Annotated in this window: 11 protein-coding genes and 1 pseudogene; 7 read left to right on the forward strand and 5 right to left on the reverse strand. The window is 69.0% G+C overall.

The window, feature by feature from the left end:
• Positions 1-56: 56 nt before the first annotated feature.
• Positions 57-1,277 (reverse strand): S53 family peptidase, encoded by a 1,221-nt coding sequence (locus AB0N07_RS40320; protein ID WP_365844047.1) that lies wholly within the window; start codon positions 1,275-1,277, stop codon positions 57-59.
• Positions 1,278-1,869: 592 nt separating this feature from the next.
• Here AB0N07_RS40320 and AB0N07_RS40325 point away from each other — a divergent pair.
• Complete coding sequence (locus tag AB0N07_RS40325) at positions 1,870-3,924, forward strand: alpha-L-fucosidase (protein ID WP_365844049.1); 2,055 nt, start codon at positions 1,870-1,872, stop codon at positions 3,922-3,924.
• Between the two features lie 46 nt (positions 3,925-3,970).
• Here AB0N07_RS40325 and AB0N07_RS40330 read toward each other — a convergent pair whose 3' ends face one another.
• Positions 3,971-4,780, reverse strand: a complete 810-nt coding sequence (locus AB0N07_RS40330) for an AraC family transcriptional regulator (protein WP_365844051.1) — start codon at positions 4,778-4,780, stop codon at positions 3,971-3,973.
• A gap of 73 nt (positions 4,781-4,853) precedes the next feature.
• Between AB0N07_RS40330 and AB0N07_RS40335 the strand changes: the two genes are divergently transcribed.
• Positions 4,854-5,675 carry a phytanoyl-CoA dioxygenase family protein gene (locus AB0N07_RS40335; protein ID WP_365844053.1) on the forward strand — a complete coding sequence of 274 codons (822 nt, stop codon included), beginning with the start codon at positions 4,854-4,856 and terminating at the stop codon, positions 5,673-5,675.
• The gene (locus AB0N07_RS40340) at positions 5,672-5,947 is read left to right on the forward strand and encodes a hypothetical protein (protein ID WP_365844055.1); all 276 of its coding nucleotides are present in this window, start codon (positions 5,672-5,674) and stop codon (positions 5,945-5,947) included. Before AB0N07_RS40335 ends, AB0N07_RS40340 begins: the two co-directional genes overlap by 4 nt.
• A 33-nt stretch (positions 5,948-5,980) precedes the next feature.
• Here the strand turns inward: AB0N07_RS40340 and AB0N07_RS40345 are convergent, their stop codons facing one another.
• The gene (locus tag AB0N07_RS40345) at positions 5,981-8,434 is read right to left on the reverse strand and encodes a SpoIIE family protein phosphatase (protein ID WP_365844057.1); all 2,454 of its coding nucleotides are present in this window, start codon (positions 8,432-8,434) and stop codon (positions 5,981-5,983) included.
• 1,118 nt (positions 8,435-9,552) lie between these two features.
• On the opposite strand from AB0N07_RS40345, the gene AB0N07_RS40350 reads away from it, so the two are divergent.
• Positions 9,553-10,680: an SGNH/GDSL hydrolase family protein gene (locus AB0N07_RS40350; protein WP_365844059.1), complete on the forward strand. Its 1,128-nt coding sequence runs from the start codon at positions 9,553-9,555 to the stop codon at positions 10,678-10,680.
• A gap of 71 nt (positions 10,681-10,751) precedes the next feature.
• Positions 10,752-11,201 (forward strand): annotated as a pseudogene (locus AB0N07_RS40355) (hydroxyquinol 1,2-dioxygenase); the annotation flags it as partial.
• Between the two features lie 63 nt (positions 11,202-11,264).
• Here AB0N07_RS40355 and AB0N07_RS40360 read toward each other — a convergent pair.
• Together AB0N07_RS40360 and AB0N07_RS40365 are read right to left on the reverse strand one after the other, a co-directional pair.
• Positions 11,265-13,157, reverse strand: a complete 1,893-nt coding sequence (locus AB0N07_RS40360) for a propionyl-CoA synthetase (RefSeq protein ID WP_365844061.1) — start codon at positions 13,155-13,157, stop codon at positions 11,265-11,267.
• Between the two features lie 216 nt (positions 13,158-13,373).
• Entirely contained in the window at positions 13,374-14,132 is a 759-nt protein-coding gene (locus tag AB0N07_RS40365) for an SDR family oxidoreductase (RefSeq protein WP_365844063.1), read from the reverse strand.
• A 272-nt stretch (positions 14,133-14,404) separates the two neighbouring features.
• Here AB0N07_RS40365 and AB0N07_RS40370 point away from each other — a divergent pair, with 272 nt between their 5' ends.
• Positions 14,405-15,637: a cupin domain-containing protein gene (locus AB0N07_RS40370; protein ID WP_365844065.1), complete on the forward strand. Its 1,233-nt coding sequence runs from the start codon at positions 14,405-14,407 to the stop codon at positions 15,635-15,637.
• Between the two features lie 45 nt (positions 15,638-15,682).
• Positions 15,683-15,856 carry a hypothetical protein gene (locus AB0N07_RS40375; RefSeq protein ID WP_365844067.1) on the forward strand — a complete coding sequence of 58 codons (174 nt, stop codon included), beginning with the start codon at positions 15,683-15,685 and terminating at the stop codon, positions 15,854-15,856.
• The last annotated feature ends 56 nt before the right edge of the window (positions 15,857-15,912 follow it).

Raw genomic sequence — 15,912 nt, forward strand, 5'->3', positions numbered from 1 at the left:
CCGCGGTCGGAGCCGGCGTCGCGGCCGACTCCGACCGGTTTACGCCGTACGGAGGTTCAGCCGGTGAACGCGGCCGTCCCGTTCGGGACGCCGAGCCCGGACGGGCCGTCGTACCCGGTGGTGCCGGTGCAGAGGTAGGAGCCGCCGCAGCTGCCGTTCGAGCCGCTGGTGACGTCGTACAGCGAAGAGGTGTGCGCGTACGGGAAGGATGCGGGGTACGAGCCGGCGGACGGGGCGCCGCCCAGTGCGTAGGTCGCTGCGATCAGCGGGGAGGAGGCGCTGGTGCCGCCGAAGACCATCCAGCCGGTGGCCGAGCGGTAGCTGTCGTAGACCGCGACACCGGTGTTCGGATCGGCGACCGCGGACACGTCCGCCACCGTGCGGTTGGTGCAGCCGGTGTCCTTCTGCCAGCTGGGCTTGGCGTCGTAAGCGGAGCAGCCCGAGCCCGCACCGCTCCACACCGTGTCGGTCCAGCCGCGGGAGTTCGACGCGGTCTTCAGGGACGTACCGCCCACCGCCGTCACGTACTTGGACGCGGCCGGGTACTCCACGCCGTAGCCGTTGTCTCCGGAGGACACGGTGATGGCGACACCCGGGTGGTTGAAGTAGCTGGAGTCGTACGTCGCGTCGCTGGAGGACTCGGAGCCGCCGTAGCTGTTGGAGACGAACTTGGCTCCCAGCCGCACGGCGGTGTTGACGGCCGTACCGAGGTTGGTCATGGACGCCGAACTGGCCTCCACCAGAAGGATCTTGCAGTTCGGACAGGCCGCGCTGACCATGTCGAGGTCGAGGGATATCTCCTCGGCCCAGCCGGAGTCGCCGCGCGGGTAGCCGGTGCCGCCGTTCTGGTCGACCTTCTTGAAGCAGCCGTTGGCGGTGGTGCAGGCGGACAGGCCGTACTGGGAGCGGTAGGTGGCGAGGTCCGACTCGGCGTTGGGGTCGTCGTAGGCGTCGACGATCGCCACCGTCTGACCCGAACCCCCGCTCGCGGAGGGCAGGTTGTACGCCGACTGCAGCGAGGCGGGGCCGTAGCCGGAGGGCGCGGCGGCGGCGGTCAGGTCACTCTCGGCGTGTGCCGACTTCGGGGTGCCCGCGGTGACCTGAAGGGCGTTGCAGGCCATCTCGCCCTTCTCCGTCAGGGTCGCGCAGGCGTGCGCGACGGTGACACCGTGGGACGGGGAGGTGGTGGCCTGGGCTGCCTGGCCGAGCGGGGCGGCCAAGGCGAGGGCGGCCGTGGCGAGCGTGGCCACGGCGGTGAGGGAAACGGTTCTGCGCAACGTACGTCCTTCACATAGTGGGTGAACCGGGAAGGGCTGTGGGGGGTGCGCGGTACGACCTCGATGCGGGGTGTGCACCGTGATCGCGCAGACCGTATGGATGTCGGGGCCACGACAACAAGGTGGCGGTTGAATCAGGGACGTTCCTTTGCCTTTCCTGAGGTGTTCATGTGTCGTCGCTGAGTAAGTCGTGGCCGAAATTCGGCCATACCGTGGCTTGACCGACGGGGTGTGGCGTCCGGTGCCGGCGGCGCAGCAGCGGTAGTCGCAGCAGCTTCCCGGTCCGTCAAGGGCCGCGCGCGGCACCTCGCGAACCGCTGCCGCCCGAGCATGAGCTGACCGGCCTGGTCGTCCGATAGATCCTATGTATTGTCCTTCGCTCGTTGGGTGAGTGGGGCGTCACGTCTCTACGGGTTGCCCAAAAACCCTGTGTGTTTCCCTCTTTGAGTCAATCTCGCCCTAGCTATGGACGCCGCCATCCCACGTCTCTTATAAATCCATCCGATGTCTCTTTGTGAGCTCCGCGGAGCCGACCGCCCCTGTCGGCGTTCCGCTCGCCCTGTCATCCCCCCTCGACCCATGGAGCCGCACCATGTCCTCTGCCTCCCTCAGCAGACGTTCCCTGATGAAGGCCGCCGCCCTTGCCGGGGGAGTGGCGGTCTTCGGGCTGCCGCAGGTCCTGTGGCCCTCCACCGCCGAGGCGTACGCCGTCCCCTCGAAGATGGACTGGTGGTACCAGGCCAGGTTCGGCATGTTCATCCACTTCGGGTCCTACTCGCAGCTCGGCCAGGGGGAGTGGGCTTTCGACAGCCAGCGGTGGAGCAAGGCGGACTACCAGAGCCAGGTCACCAAGGAGTTCAACCCGACCCAGTTCAACGCCGCCACCATCGCGGAACTGGCCAAGAACGCCGGCATGAAGTACCTCGTGATCACCTCCAAGCACCACGAGGGCTTCGCGATGTGGGACTCCGACGTCGCGGGCTTCACCGACACCACCGGCACGAGGCAGTACAACCTGCACGACTACAACGGCGTCCAGACCGACCTCCTCCTGGACCTCAAGAGGGAGTGCGAGAGCCGTGGCATCAAGTTCTGCCTGTACTACTCGATACTCGACTGGAACCACCCCTCCCAGACCGACCGTCACCAAAGCGGTCTCACCACGATGTCCTCGCAGGCCGCCCGCACCGCCTACATCGCCGATTTGAAGGCTCAGCTCCAGGAACTGCTGGACCGCTACGACCCGGCGCTGCTGTGGTTCGACGGCGACTGGTTCGGCGAGCCTTCCAGCCCCACCCTGGAGGACTGGTGGCTGGAAGCGGACGGCGTCGATCTCTACAACTGGCTGATCGCCCGCAAGCCCGGCCTCATCGTCAACGAACGGGTCAAGCGGGACCACGGTCTCGGTGACTACGCGGTCGCGGAGTTCGGGGTCCCCTCCGCGCCGATGAGCCGGCCGTGGGAGCGGTGCGCCACCATGAACGGCGCCTGGGGTTACAACGCGGGGAGTGAGAACTCCTACCGGTCCGTCAAGGACATCCTCCAGGAACTCGTCACGGTGGTCTCCCGTGACGGCAACCTCCTGTTGAACATCGGCCCCAAGGGTGACGGCTCGGTCACCGCCGGATCCCAGACCGTCCTGAACGGCCTGGCCTCATGGATGTCGACGTACAGCGACAGCATTCACGGCACCAGCGGCAGTCCGTTCGCCACCGAACCCTCCTGGGGGAAGGTCACCAAGAAGGACGGCAAGCTCTTCGCCCACGTCTTCACCTGGCCCACGAACGGCCAGCTGCGGATCCCGGTGATCGACAACACCATCAGCCGCGTCCATCTGCTGAACAACCCCTCGGTCTCGCTCCCGTACACCGTCACCGACCAGATCAACGTCACCGTGCCGGCCACCGCGCCGAACGCCGACGTCCCGGTGGTGTGCGTCGAGGTCCAGGGCCTGCCCGTGAGCGTTTCCGCGGTGGTGACCTCGGACGTCGACTACGAGGGTGCCCGCGCCGTCCTGCCGTTGGGCAGCTACACGTCCTCCCAGCTGTCCGCCGCCGGCCTGGCGCCCGCGACGGCATCGTCCGTCCTGGTACCCGACGGCTGCCAGGTGACGGGCTACTCCGGCGACGACTTCACCGGCACCGCCTGGACGTTCACCTCGAACACCGCCGACCTTCGGGTGACCGGCAACAACGACGTGATCAGATCACTGAAGGTCACATTCAGGCCCGACAAGTACTTCCGCCTGACCAATGTCACGAACCACCTGGTGCTGGACAGCGGTGGCAATGTGGCCGGCGGCTCGAACCTGAAGCAGTGGGAGGCGGTGGACAGCACCAATCTCCAGTGGCAGGCAGTCGAACTCGGGAACGGCTACTACCGGCTCGTCAACCGCACCAACGGCATGGTCGCCGACGGCTGGGGCTCCACCGGCAACGGCGACCCGGCCCGGCAGAAGGCATGGGACGGCAGTAACACCCAGCAGTGGCAGATCACCCACCGCGGCCAGGGCCGGTACTCGATCGCCAACCGCAGCACGGGACTGGTCCTCGACGGCGGTGGCTTGGTCGCCCAAGGGGCCGTGACCAAGCAGTGGACGTGGCAGCAGAGCACCAACCTGCTGTGGACGTTCACCCCGGTCGGCTGACCGGCATCACCCCGGTGGCATCCCTGATGCGGTGGGCTGCGGGCGCCTACGAGCCGGTCGGCGCCCGCTCCGGGCGATCCAGCCCCGCTGGGGCGTGCGCACGTACGTCACGTGGGCTGGCGCCGAGTTCACGGCGGCAGGCCTTGTTGAAGGCCTGGAGGTCGGCGATGCCCACGGCCGCGGCGATGGCGGTGATGGAAAGGGTGGACGACAACAGGAGGTGGCGGGCGCGTTGAAGGCGCCGGTGCCGGATGTACGACACGACCGTGAGGCCGGTTTCGCCACGGAACACGCGCGTCAGGTGTGTGTGGGAGATTCCGACCGCGTGAGCGACGTCCGGTACGGACAGCGGTCCGGCCAGATGTTCCTCGACATAGGCCTGTGCGGCGGCCACGAAGGGGTGGCGGCGCCCGGCTCCCTCGCCCCTCGGCAACTCGGCGATGCGCCACAGAGCCGTCCAGACCTCGGCAGTGGCTCGCGGAGGAGAGGTCGGCATGGCCGTGACGGCGTGTCGCAGCAGATCTGCCAGGCGGGTGCTCTCGGCCGCGGCGTCCTGCATCACCGGCACCACCCGAGACGTTCCGCCGTCGTGCAGCCGCAGATGGACGTAGAAATGCTCCGACCTGCCCCGGTAGTGAAAGTGCACCTCGGTGTTCGGCGGCACCAGGCTGACGTGGCCGGGGCGTATGGGGTGGACCGACTGCCCGAGGGACAGCGCACCCTCGTAGTTGTAGAGGTGCAGCTGCCACAGGTCGGGCAGCCGGAAGACGTCGTGGGCGGTGGAGACGCCGTGAACCCCGATGCCGGCATTGACCACGGTGGGCGCCTCGTCGAGCCGCAGTGTCACGTGCTTCACGAGGATGGAAAACTACCAGCACTGGACGATTTCAGCCCACGACCGAGCCGGACTGGGCGCGTACGTTCGTCGCATGTCAACCAGTAAGCAACTCCTGACATCGGTTCAGGTGGCGCGCTTCGTCGCGCAGGGATTCCTGCGCCTGGACGGGGTGGTGCCGCACGAGATCAATGAACGGGCCATCGCGGCCTTGACCGAGGGCCTGCCGGAAGTGTCGTACGGCACTCCGCTGGGCGGGGCGTTCGCGCCCGACACCTTCGTCCACGAACTGCTCGCCCTGCCGGTCGTCGCGGGCGCTGTGGAGAGCCTGGTCGGCCCCGAGCCCACCGTCGACCACCATGCGGTTCATGTGCGCGAGCCGCACGAGGGGCAGGCGCAGCCGCTCCACGGGGACGCGATCATCGATGTGCGGCCGGACGCGTTCGACATCCAGCTCATGTACTACCCGCACGAGGTGACCGCAGAGATGGGCGGCACCCTCAGCGTGCCAGGAAGCCATCTGCGCAGGATCAACGAGACGGACGTCGGCCGCGTCCAGAACCTCAAGGGACAGACCCGTCTCACCTGCCCGGCAGGCACGGTCGTTCTCGTCCATCACGGCATCTGGCACGGTGGCCGCCGCAACGACACGGCGGGCCGCCGTTACATGTACAAGCTCCGCCTCAACCCGACCGTGCCGCAGGTGCGTCTGTGGGACTGCTCCGACCTGCACGATCCTGCGGTGACCGCCGAACTCAACACGTACTTCCCCTGGTACGAGCAGGCCACGGCCCGACTGGAGATCTACAACCGGGTCCTGCTGTGGCGGGCCCTGACCGGTGACGACTCGTTCGACGTCGAGTACTGGGTCACGCGCGTCAGCAACCGGCCGACCCTGAGGAGGAGTCACGCATGAGGCAGCAGGTTCTGGTTCTCTATCTCGCGACGTCGGCGCTCGACTCCCACGTGGTGGGCTGGTCCCGATACGACGGGACCGGCCGGACCCGTCCGACGACCGGTGACAGCGACGAGCCGCCCTACGCCACCGGGCTTGCCGCACTGCACGACGGGTGGCGTCTGTTCCAGGCCTCCCAACTGCTGCCGCCGCAGCCCGGTCGCGAGTACGACGTCTCCTTCCTCAAGCACGAGTTCTTCTTCGAGAAGACGGAGGACGGCTCCGGCCCTTGACCCGGCGCTGGAACTGCTGCCTGAGATGCCGTCTCAGTGCGGCCCGGCCTCTGGGAGGGGCTGTGCGCACCAGATGGTCTTGCCGTTGGTCGTGTGCCGGGTGCCCCAGCCCTGGGTGAGCTGGGCGACGAGCAACAGGCCTCGGCCGCCCTCGTCGAAGGCGCGGGCCCGGCGCAGGTGCGGAGACGTGTTGCTGGCGTCGGAGACCTCGCAGATCAGGGAGGTATCGCGAATCAGCCGCAGCTTGATCGGTGGCTCGCCGTATCTGATGGCGTTGGTGACCAGCTCGCTGACCACCAGTTCGGTGACGAAGGCGGCCTCCTCCAGGCCCCAGGCGTCCACCTGGTCGACGGCGAACTTCCTGACGCGCGGCACCTGGGCGGTGTCGGGCTCGATGTCCCAGCCGGCGACGTGGCGGGGATCCAGCGCGCGAGTGCGAGCGAGGAGAAGGGCAGCGTCGTCTGTACGGCGTTCGGGGAGCATGGCGTCGATCACCGTGTCGCACAGGGCCTCCAGCGAGGTGGTCGAGCGGTTCACGACCCGATGCAGCTCGGCGATCCCTTCGTCGACGTCGCGCTCGCGGCTTTCCAGCAGTCCGTCGGTGTAGAGGGTCAGCAGGCTGCCCTCGGGCAGCTCCAGCTCGGTGGCCTCGAACGGCAGCCCACCGATGCCTAGCGGTGGTCCCGGATGTGCGGGTACCGGGGCCCTGGTGCCGTCCGGGGAGGTGATCAGCGGCAGGGGATGGCCGGCGCTGGCCAGCGTGAGGCGGCGGGAGACGGGGTCGTAGACCGTGTACAGGCAGGTGGACCCCGACTCGCCCGTCGGCTGGAAGTCGCCGGTGGCCTGGAGGTCGCTGGCGATGTGCAGGACCAGGTCGTCCAGGTGGGTCAGCAGCTCGTCCGGCGGCAGGTCCACGTCGGCGAGGGTGCGGACCGCCGTACGCAGCCGGCCCATGCTGGCCGAGGCGTGCAGTCCGTGGCCGACGACATCTCCGACGACCAGGGCGACCCGGGCTCCGGACAGCGGAATGACGTCGAACCAGTCACCGCTCACTTCCGCGCCGGTCCCGGCGGGCAGATAGCGGGACGCCACCTCGACCGCCTCCTGTTTGGGCAGCCCCTGCGGCAGCAGGCTGCGCTGCAGGGTCAGCGCGGTCGTGCGCTCACGTGCGTACCGGCGGGCGTTGTCGATGGCGACGGCTGCCTTGGCCGTCAGCTCTTCGGCCAGGATCAGGTCGTCGGCGGTGAAGGCCTCGGGCCGGTCGAGGCGGGAGAAGGCGACGACGCCGAGCAGCGCGCCGCGGGCCCGGAGGGGCACGGTGATCCGGCCGGTCAGCCCCTCCGCGGCAATGGACTCGTTGATCACCGGGTTGTCCGGCGGCCAGTGGGCCGGGTCGGCGGCGAGCCCGGGCCCGAAGGCCCATTCGCCGCCCTCGCCGGGCTCGGCGGCGAGCTCGGCCGTGGACCTGCCCGTGGCCATGCAGCGGGCGGCGGCAGAACCGGGGGTGTGGCCGACCGGCGTCGTGGGTCCGGGAGCGGGGTCGGTGTCCTCGTTCGCGCTGTGCCGGGCGGCACGGCTGAGCACGATTGTCCCGCCGGGACCGGACGCGGACACGGAGGGCGGCTCCTCCCCGCGCAGCACCTCGTCGAAGAGATCCACGGTGACGAGGTCGGCGAATCCCGGCACGGGGATCTCGGCCAGTTCCTGGGCGGTGCCGATCACGTCGAGTGTCCGGCCGATGCCTGCGCTCGCCTTGTTGAGGAGAAGCAGGCGTTGCCGAGCCCAGTACTCGGCGCTCATGTCGAATCCCCAGTTGGCGATCGCGCGGACCCTGCCCTCGGCATCCCGGACGGGCCAGATGCTGGTGGCCCAGGCGTTGGCGTAGTTGCTGCCGCGCGGCTGGAAGACGGTGATGAGACGCATGGGCTCGCCCGTCCTCGCCACTTGGGCGAGCGCGTCGGTGTAGGGCTTGTCGTCCCTTTCGGGAAACAGCGTGCGGTCGAATTCGGGGAGCACCTCGCGGTACTTCCTGCCGAGCACCTGATCCTCGGTGTGGGCGATCACCCGGGCCGAGGAGGCGTTGATCCACAGGAACCGCAGATCGGGGTCGTAGACGCCCAGAGCGAAGGGGCTCTGCTCGAAGGCCCGGTCGGCGATCACCGGGCGGCGTCCCCAGCGCTGGGCGGTCACCACGTGACCCAGCGCGCGGCCGTCGGTACCGAACAGCGGGTGAGCCGCCACCACGGCGTCCAGCGTGGAGCCGTCCCGGTGGCGCAGGTGGATGATGCCGGTGGGGTCGGGGCCGGCGCCGTAGCCCTCGGCGAAGCCGGGTGGCGGCGGATCGGCCAGCAGGTCGGTCACGGGGCGGCCGACGGTGTCCTGCGCCGTCCAGCCCAGCAGCAGCCGGGCCCCCTCGCTCCAGCCGCTCACCACGCCGTCGGGGCCCACCACGGCAACGGCAGTGGGGGCGTCCTGCCTGCCGGCCATCTCCACGCGCCATGCCTCCGTCCGGACGTCCGTGCCCGTCAGGGCTGGTTTCCAGCGGTTGCTTCCAGCCTAGATCGTCCACCGCTCCACGGCGCTCCGGCTGGTGCGTTCGGGCTGACAGGTCCCGGACGGAACGGGGCTCGGACCTTCGGCCCCGGTCGACAGCAGCCGCGAAGCGCCCACCGAAGCGAGCCGGGCTCGATGTCGTACGTCACGGGGCACTGGTCGGGTGTGGGTAACCCGCAGTGCCGGGTCGGCGCGACGGCGATCAGGTGGCGCGCCGCTTGGCGAGTCCGGCCCGACCGGCGGCCTGCCAAGACGGCGGCCCGGCTCGTTCGGACCGGTCGGGCTGCGCGTGCCAGGAGGTCAAACAGTTCGACGCGGACCTGGAACGGCTTCGCAGCCGAGGCGATCGGCCGGCACGTCGCCGCGGACATCGTCCTGCACGACTGGCATGCCGCGACTGTCGACAAGGCGACCGGGTGAGAAGGACGAAGAAGTAGTCGAATGACCCGCCCTCAGTCGGGCGGCTGCCGTCCGGCCTTGAAAGCGGCGTCGGCTTTCTTCGTGGTCGATTTCGACGGGCCGTCAAGTACTCGTCATGTTCATCGAGAGTTCAGGAAGGTGTTCGGAGTCGGGCCTGTATGTCGTGCGCTATTCGGCTCCGTGGAATGGGTCGACCGGAATGGGCCGACGGTTTTGGCATGTGTCCCCTGTATTCAGCATTCGGTGCCGTTCGGTCCGTCGAACGCGAAGGTAATACTGAACGGTCGGTTCGTGCAGATCGGCCGGATGTCCGCGAGGAGATGCGCGACTGGTTGATCACTCAATGAATTGCTACTGGTCGGTCTGGTAATCAATTCCCGGCCGCCTGAGGCTTTCTGGAGATTGCACGTGTCTTCGTGACCATCGTGTTGTCGTCCTCCTGTGTCCAAGTCGGCTTCAGCTTTGCTAGATTGACGCCCACGCCTCCGGGGCGAGGTCGGGCAGGTCCCGCAGTTCACGGAGACGGAATTCCCCCCGTGCCTTCATCAAGGCTTTCTTCGGATGCCCGAAAACCGTTGCGGCTCCGTTTCGGCATCCAAACCCCCCAACACACTGGAAAGCGCACGCAAGTGATGAGATCCCTTCAGCGTTTCGGCCCCGGTCTTGCCGTCTCCGCTCTGGCGGTCGTGCTGAGCACGCCCGGCCCTGCCACCGCCGACGAGGCGGCCGGCACCAAGGACGCCACGTACTACATCTCGCTCGGCGACTCCCTGGCCTCCGGCTACCAGCCGGATGTCGACAAGGACACCGACGTCGCCTACACCGACCAGCTCTACGCGCAGCTCAAGCAGCACACCCCCGGGCTGAAGCACATACGCCTCGGCTGCACCGCTGAGACCACCGAGTCCCTGATCAGCGGCGGGAAGTGCGACTACCCGCACGCCAAGTCCCAACTGGACGCCGCTCTGAAGGCCATGGCCCAGCACCATGGCAAGGTCGCCTACGTCACCCTCAGCGTGGGCGCGAACGACATCCTCCTCAACTGTGTCAGCCCGGCGGGCACCCTCGACGGGGCATGCCTGAACAGCCGGAGCCAGTCCATGGCGAAGAACCTCGCCCAGATCGCGGGCGCGCTGCGCAAGGCCGGCACGAACAGCACCCAGTTCGTGGGCTCGACGTACCACAACCCGTTCCTGGGGGCCTGGCTGCAGGGCGCCGCGGGACAGCAGGCCGCCAAGGAGTCGGCACCCCTGGTCAAGGCCGCCAACACGGGGATCGCTCAGGTCTACAAGTCCACCGGTTTCAAGGTGGCCGACGTGGCCGGTGTCTTCTCCTCGGACGACTTCACCACCCAGGTGAACGTGCCCGGCGCGGGCGAGGTGCCGGCGAACGTGGCCAAGATCTGTCGGCTGACCTGGGCGTGCACGAAGAAGGACCCGCACCCCAACGCCGACGGCCACAAGGTGATCGCCGGCGCCTTCGCGGCGGTGCTCACCGAGAACGCCGGGCCCGGTGCCGGCGGGTCCCCGACTCCCGGCGAGTCGGCCACGCCCGGTGCGGGCGGGTCCCCGACCCCCAGCGAGTCCGCCACGCCGGCGCCCGGCGCGGGGGCGAACAGCCCGACCGCGAACGGAGGTCTCGCCGAGACCGGCGCGTCGAGCAGCACCCCCGTCTTCGCAGGTGCGGGTCTCGCGGTCGTGGCGGCCGGCGCCGCGGCGGTCTACTTCGCGCGCAGGCGCCGTACGAGCGCGGACAACTGACGGGGAATCAGTAGACCTCGGCCTGAGCAGCAGGCCGCTCGCGATGTCGCGGGCGGACTGCTGGGCTTTGCTGGGCCGGGGCGAAGATCGAGGTGTGGGAGGCGGACGAGGGCGGGTTCTACGACGTCCAGTACGACGACCGCGTCACCGCCCGCGCGCACCTGTTCACGGAGGCCGACGGGAGCTACCGCTTCCGGGGCGTCACACCGATGCCGTACCCGATCCCGCACGACGGCCCCGTGGGCTGGATGCCGGCGGCGACCGGTCGCTCGCCGATGCGGGCCTCGCACCTGCACTTCATGGTCGAGGCGCCCGAGTGCCGAACCCTCGTCACGCACATCTTCGTCCGGGGCGACGAACTGCTCGACTCCGACACGGTCTTCGGCGTCAAGGAGTCCCTGGTCAAGGATTTCGAACGGCGTCAGGCGGGCACGCCGACCCCCGACGGGCGGGCTGTCGACGGCACCTGGACACGGGTCCGCTTCGACATCGTCCTCGCCCCAGCCGACGGGCGAGGATGACCCGGGTCCGACCACGGAGGTCGAGCGGTCCGCGCTGAGGGACGACGTGCGGAGGAAGGCCGCTCACACGCCATGGCCGGGGCCGCGGCGCAGCACAGGGCGCAGGTCCTCGATGACGCCCGGGTCGTCGACCGTGGAGGGAATGGGCTCGTCGAGGCCGTCGGCGATGCCGCGCATGGTCTTGCGCAGGATCTTTCCGGAGCGTGTCTTGGGCAGGGCCGGTACGACGGCGACATCCTTGAGGGAGGCGACGGCGCCGATGTGTTCGCGGACGAGCTGGACGAGTTCGGCCTCGACCTCGGCCGGCTCGCGGACGGTGCCCGCCTTCAGGACGACGAGGCCCCGCGGAATCTGTCCCTTGAGAGCGTCGGCGACACCGATCACGGCGCATTCGGCGACGTCGGGATGGGTGGCCAGGACCTCTTCCATGCTGCCGGTGGACAGCCGGTGTCCGGCGACGTTGATGACGTCGTCGGTGCGGCCCATGACGAACACATAGCCGTCGGCGTCGATGTGCCCGCTGTCGCCGGTGAGGTAGTAGCCGTCGAAGGCGGAGAGGTAGGAGCCGACGAAGCGCTCGTCGTCGTTCCAAAGAGTGGGCAACGCGCCGGGCGGCAGGGGCAGTTTGACGACGATCGCGCCGTCGACGCCGGGCGGCGCGGGCTGCCCGGAGGGGTCCAGGACGCGGACGTCCCAGCCCGGCAGCGGACGGGTGGGTGAGCCGGGTTTGACCGGGGCGGGCTCGATGCCCACCGGGTTGGCGACGATGGGCCAGCCGGTCTCCGTCTGCCACCAGTGGTCGATCACCGGGATGTCGAGGAGGCCGCTCGCCCATTGGTAGGTCTCGGGGTCGAGGCGCTCGCCGGCGAGGAAGAGGTAACGCAGGCGGGAGAGGTCGTACTCCGCGGCGAGGGCACCCTTGGGGTCCTCCTTCCTGATCGCCCGGAAGGCAGTGGGCGCGGTGAACATGGTCTTGACGCCGTACTCGGCGGCGACGCGCCAGAACTGGCCCGCGTCCGGGGTGCCGACCGGCTTGCCCTCGTACAGGACGGTCGTGGCGCCGGCCAGCAGCGGGCCGTAGACGATGTACGAGTGCCCGACCACCCAGCCCACGTCGGAGCCGGTGAACATGGTCTCGCCCGAGCCGATGGCGTACACGGCGCCCATCGACCAGTGCAGGGCCACCGCGTAGCCGCCGCAGTCGCGGACGACTCCCTTGGGCTTTCCCGTCGTCCCGGACGTGTAGAGGATGTAGAGCGGGTCCGTCGCGGCCACCGGCACACAGTCGACAGGCGTCGCGGTGGCGATCACGTCGGCCCAGTCGAGGTCGTCCGGCCCCAACTCGGCCCGTTCCTGCGGCCGTTGCACGATCACATTCTTCTGAGGCCGGTGGCCGGCGAGTTCGATCGCGCGGTCCAGCAGCGGCTTGTACGGGATGACCCGCTTGCCCTCGATGCCGCAGGAGGCGGAGACGACCACCTTCGGGGCGGCGTCGTCGATGCGGACGGCGAGTTCGGGCGGCGCGAACCCGCCGAAGACGACCGAGTGGATGGCACCGATGCGGGCACAGGCCAGCATCGCGATGGCTGCCTCCGGGATCATCGGCATGTAGATGACCACCCGGTCGCCGCATCCCACGCCGAGCTGCGACAGGCCTCCGGCGAAGGCCGCCACCTCGTCCCTCAGCTGGGCGTAGGTGTAGGTGCGCCGCGTGCCGGTCACGGGGGAGTCGTGGACGAGAGCGGGCTGATCGCCCAGGCCGGCTTCGACGTGCCGGTCGAGCGCGTTGAAACAGACATTGAGCCGCCCGTCGGGAAACCAGCGGTAGAAGGGTGCACCGGAGGAGTCCAGGGCGCGTTGCGGAGCGACATCCCAGTCGATGCCCTCCGCGGCCCTCAGCCAGAAGCGCTCCGGGTCTTCGGTACTGGAGCGGAAGAGATCCTCGTACGTTCCCATTGCGCACTCCTCGGTGGCATCGGGGGCAGGTGGGTAACCGCGTGCAGAACGCTGTCGGGCGCAGGGTTTTTCTATCGTCGGCCGTCGGGGCCGGCCAGCAGGCCCGCCTTCGGGTTCGGTTCGGCCCACGTGCAGGGGTGCCGGCGAGCCGCTGCTGGTGTGATGTCCCGGACGGGAAGCAGCCACTCACCGGCACTCACCTTTGGCCGGCAGCGTCTAAGGAAAGAGCCGGCCGGCGCTCGGGTGGTCCTGGGCGCCGTCCACGCAGATGTTGGTGCCATTGACACCGCCGGCGCGGGCCGACAGGAGGAAGCACGCCACGTCTGCCACTTCGTGCAACTCGACCAGCTGTCCCCGGGGGAAGTCGTCGCGGGCGAAGGCCTTGTACTGCTCGGGCCGGTTGTCTCGGAACCAGGCCCAACCTCCGCCCTCGAACATCACCGAACCCGGACTGAGCGCATTCACCCGAATGTTGCGCGGGCCCAGCTCCTGGCCGAGTGCGGCGGCGAGGTGGATCTCCGCCGCCTTCGCCGAGGCGTAGGACGATTTGGGGCCCGGCTTCCACCCGGTGATCGAGGCCACTATGAGCGCACTGCCGCCCCCGCGCTGCTCGAAGTGCGGCACCGCGCTGCGGATGGCGTGGGCGGCATGCAGCACGTTCAACTCGTACGTCCGCAGCCAGTCACCGGGCGTCGAGTCCAGCAGCCCCCCTCCGAACACACCGCCGGCATTGGCCACCAGCAGGTCGAGCCCGCCCATCTGCTCAGCCGCCTCGTCGACGGCCCGGGCGAGCGCGTCCGGATCCGTGACGTCCGCCTGGACCCCGGGCAGTCCTGACTCCTTCAGCCTTTCCGGATCCCGTCCACAGACGGTGACCGCCGCCCCCTCTTCGCGGAGCGCCCGGCCGATGGCCAGCCCGATACCACTGCTTCCCCCGGTGATGAAAGCTGTCTTCCCCGCAAGTCCCAGATCCACGGCGGCAGCCTGTCAGCATGAGCCGACACGTTCAACCCACCTGATCCTGCTGGTCCGGACTCGGTTCGTGTGGAGGGCGTCGCGAGAGGAGGCCGTCACCCGGGCCGGCCAGGACGTATGCACCGCACTGCCGAGATCGCTGCTCTCCCCGCACGGGTCGGCCGCCGCAGGGCGGCAGTTGCCGAGGCAGGGACCCTGAGAACTCTCAGGTACTGGCCTGGGGTCGCCGCACGTACGGTCCTGGTACTGCCGAGAGTCAGGGGGATGGGCTGATGGCACTGCACGGTGACGATGTGGACAGGACCTCCGCCGTACGGGACGGGTTCACGCTCGCCCGACTGATCGATCCAGTGGATGAGGAGACCTTCCGGCAGGAGTACTGGGCTCGTCGGCCGCTCCTCGTCAGCCGGGGTGCGCCGGGCTACTTCGCGGAGTTGCTGACTCTGGCCGACATGGACCGGGTCCTCTCGCTCTCCAATGTCCGAGACGGCGACTTCCGGGTCGTACGGGACGGCAAGGAGACGCCCGTCGACCAGCTCAACTCCCGCCGGGGTGAGGGCGGCGCGCACGGTCTGGAGGTCCTCTACCAGCATTACCGGGAGGGCTCCACCGTGGTCGTCAACGCGCTCGAGCGGCGTTTCGCCCCGCTGCGGCGGCTGGCCTACGCACTGGGCACCGAGATCACCGCGCGTATCCAGGCCAACATCTATGTGACGCCCGCGGGGAACCGCGGCTTCAAGCCGCACTACGACACGCACGACGTCTTCATCTGTCAGGTGCACGGCAGCAAGCGGTGGCAGCTCTTCGGGGCCCCTCTCGACCTGCCGCTGGGCAGTCAGCCGCACAACAAGTCGCTGCCCGAGCCGACGGAGCCGCTCCAGGAGTTCGACCTGTGCGACGGCGACGTGCTCTACCTGCCCCGGGGCACCCTGCACGCGGGCACCTCGAACGACCGGACTTCTGTCCACATGACGCTGGGCGTACACCCGATCCTGTGGCACGACGTGTTGGAGGAGGCGGTGCGCGGCGCGGCCCACGCCGATGTCCGCTTCCGACACGGGCTGCCGCTCGGCTTCGGCTGGGACGAGGAGGCACAGCGCACGGCGCAGGACACCGCGACCCAACTGGTCGCGGCGCTGGCTGAGCGGCTGCGGCCTCAAGAGCTGGTGGAGGCGTCCCTGGCGCGTTCGCTGGTACTGAGCCCGCCGGATCTGCTCGGTCATCTGGCCGACCTGGAGCAACAGGCCGAGGTCGAGGCGGACACCAAGGTGCGCCGGCGGGCCGGGCTGCCGTTCCGGCTGGGCGTCGCCGGCGAGCTGGTCAACCTGGACTTCCACGGCAAGACCGTGCAGCTGCCCGCACACGTGGAGCCCGAAGTGCGCTACGTGGCGCAGAGCGGCGAAACGGGGTTCACCGCGGCCGACATCCGCGGTGAGTTGGACGGGCCGGGGCGCCTCCTGTTGGTGCGGACCCTGGTCCGCGAGGGATTCCTCACCCTCGCCTAAGACAGTGACGCACTGTCATGGCCTTGTGAGAGGAGGTGAAAAACCATGGCGACATCGCTCGATCCCGAAGACATCCGGGTGCTGCACGCGGGCACGGTCGTCCGTCCGTTCAACGACGGAGGGTCAGGGACCCCCGGCAACAGCGACCACCCCGACGGGAACTTCGACGGTGACATAGGGGACGACGACGACTGGGACCTGTGGGACCACAAGAAGTGACCTGGTCGTACGGGTGAGGGCCGGGGCCGCGCAACCCGCGCGGCCCCGGCGCGGGC

Source organism: Streptomyces sp. NPDC051172, from assembly GCF_040682555.1.
GTDB lineage: Bacteria > Actinomycetota > Actinomycetes > Streptomycetales > Streptomycetaceae > Streptomyces.

What these genes read in the sequence shown, in the direction of transcription:
- AB0N07_RS40325 (WP_365844049.1), top strand. Translation starts at nt 1,870, where the DNA reads ATGTCCTCTGCCTCCCTCAGCAGACGTTCCCTGATGAAGGCCGCCGCC.
- AB0N07_RS40335 (WP_365844053.1), top strand. Translation starts at nt 4,854, where the DNA reads ATGTCAACCAGTAAGCAACTCCTGACATCGGTTCAGGTGGCGCGCTTC.
- AB0N07_RS40340 (WP_365844055.1), top strand. Translation starts at nt 5,672, where the DNA reads ATGAGGCAGCAGGTTCTGGTTCTCTATCTCGCGACGTCGGCGCTCGAC.
- AB0N07_RS40345 (WP_365844057.1), bottom strand. Translation starts at nt 8,434, where the DNA reads ATGGCCGGCAGGCAGGACGCCCCCACTGCCGTTGCCGTGGTGGGCCCC.
- AB0N07_RS40350 (WP_365844059.1), top strand. Translation starts at nt 9,553, where the DNA reads ATGAGATCCCTTCAGCGTTTCGGCCCCGGTCTTGCCGTCTCCGCTCTG.
- AB0N07_RS40360 (WP_365844061.1), bottom strand. Translation starts at nt 13,157, where the DNA reads ATGGGAACGTACGAGGATCTCTTCCGCTCCAGTACCGAAGACCCGGAG.
- AB0N07_RS40370 (WP_365844065.1), top strand. Translation starts at nt 14,405, where the DNA reads ATGGCACTGCACGGTGACGATGTGGACAGGACCTCCGCCGTACGGGAC.
- AB0N07_RS40375 (WP_365844067.1), top strand. Translation starts at nt 15,683, where the DNA reads ATGGCGACATCGCTCGATCCCGAAGACATCCGGGTGCTGCACGCGGGC.